The organism is Campylobacter sp. BCW_6889, assembly GCF_001762535.1.
Lineage (GTDB): Bacteria > Campylobacterota > Campylobacteria > Campylobacterales > Campylobacteraceae > Campylobacter_D > Campylobacter_D jejuni.
In genome coordinates this window covers 1-2,101 of record NZ_MJWZ01000053.1, presented here as the reverse complement: position 1 = coordinate 2,101, position 2,101 = coordinate 1, and the positions used below count along the sequence as shown (strand labels likewise).

At 30.9% G+C, this 2,101-nt stretch carries 1 protein-coding gene; it reads left to right on the top strand.

The genetic code is table 11. The features are described 5' to 3' along the window. Nucleotides 1-2,003: autotransporter outer membrane beta-barrel domain-containing protein (locus AJ939_RS04550; protein WP_261666732.1), on the top strand; the 2,003-nt coding region annotated here is incomplete at its 5' end. Nucleotides 2,004-2,101: the final 98 nt, after the last annotated feature.

Sequence of the window (2,101 nt, the reverse complement as noted above, 5' to 3'; positions counted from 1 at the left end):
CAAGCTCCACTATTAAAAATTTTGAAAACACAGGCCTAATCAAAAATCAAAACGGCAATGCTATCTTCATAGGTGATGGCAACAAGATAGAAACCCTTACAAATAAAGGAACTATAGAAGCAGGCAACAATGGTATAACTTTTTATGCATTTGATACAAATAAAAAGCCCGTTAATATTGGTAAAATCACTATAGAAGAAGGTGGTGTTATTAAAGCAGGCAATGATGCAATCCATATAGATGGAAGTAAAAATGGTATTGAGGGTGAAGGTATTGAAGTTAAAGAAGGGGGTAGATTAGAAGGTGGTAATGCAGGTATTTATATAGGCGGTGGTAAGCAAGTAAATACTAGTATCAATGTATCTGGAACTATCCAAGGTGGTAATGGGGGTATTATAAATACTGGAACCATTGGACAAAAAGATACAGAAGTTCAAACTCACGGTATCACTATTGAAAATGAAGGTCTTATTGCTTCTGCAAAAGGAAGTGGTATTTTAAATACTGACAATGGAATTATTTATGGTAATATTTTCAATAAAAGTAATAATAATTTAAGTTTAAAAAATGATTCTGATGCGACTATTACAAGTGGTATTAAAAATGAAGGTGGTGGAACCATCTTTGTTAATAACCAAGGAACCATAGATAAAGATAATAGTGGCAATCATTTAACTAACAGCGGATCTGGTAGCATAGTCATAGAAGATTGGCTTGTTACTACAGATAAAGATACGGGTAAATTAGACACTATAGTTGTAGGTGGAAGTGGAAATGGAAATGTAAGTGCTGATAAAATTACTATAGATGAGAGTAATCTCGATCTAGGACAACTTGATAATATAAATGATATCATCTCAGGTGTTAATCAAAACAATATTGGCAATATAGGAACCAATGGAGGTGGAGAAATATCTTTAAGCTTTGATCCAATAACAGGAAAGCTTACTACAGATTTTAATCTTAATGCTTCCATATCAGGTGCAACCTTTAGATCTTTAATCTCTACTACTACAAGAAGATCTACCTTTATAGATAATGTTATGGGTAATTCTATGCAAAGCTTTGCTTTAGCTTCTTCAAGTAAATCTCAAAGCATTGCTATGTCTGAAAAGGGTAATTTATATGCAGATGCAAGTGATTATATAAAGAGTGATTTAAATAATGGAAGCTATGGTTCTAATAAAGAACATTCTTTATTCATCCTTCCTTATACTTCTTCACAGAATGTTGAACTTTCTTTAAATGAAGAAAGTAAAGGACACACTAAAGGAACCATTATAGGTTATTCTACTTTAAAAGACAGTGGAATATATGGTGTGTATGCAGGTTATGAAGATACAAAAATGGGTTCAACTTATTTTGATATTAATAATAGAACCTATTATGCAGGTTTAAAATACTTTAATACCTTATTTACTACAGAAAAAGGTCAAGAAGTTTATATCAAAGCTCAAGGTAAAGCTGCTTTGATTAAAAATGATTTAACTAAAAAAATAGGAAATAATGAAGCTAAAGCTGAACCTAATTCTTATGCTTATGGAGTCAATACAGCCTTAGGTATGAATTTTATTTCTAATAAAGATATATTCTCCCCTGAAATAGGTCTTGCTTATGAAGGAGGTTATACTGAAGCTTTTTCTATGAAAGATACTATAGGACAAGCAACAGTTAAAGGTGGAGAAAGAACCTATGCAAACTATTTAAATCTTTTCTCTACTAAAACAAGCTTTACTTGGTTTAGAGATTGGTTGCCTAATTTAAAAACTTCAGTAGAACTTGGAGCTAAGTTTAATATCAATCCTAAAACACAAGCTGAGGCTAGATTTGGAAGTGTAAAAGTAAGTGATGAGTTTTATTTACCAAGAATACAAAAATTTGTAAGTACTTCTTTTATCGTTCCTGTTAATGAAGCTTTCTATTTTAGTTTAAACTATAATGGAATGTTTGATAAAGATGGCAATACCCATACAGGATTTGCTCAGTTTAATTATCTTTGGTAATCTTATAAAAGATCATACCTTAGTTTAATTAGTTTACTCTCCTACTTGTTAAAAATTTCATCCTGATAATTTTAAAATTATTAGGATGGATGTTTTTA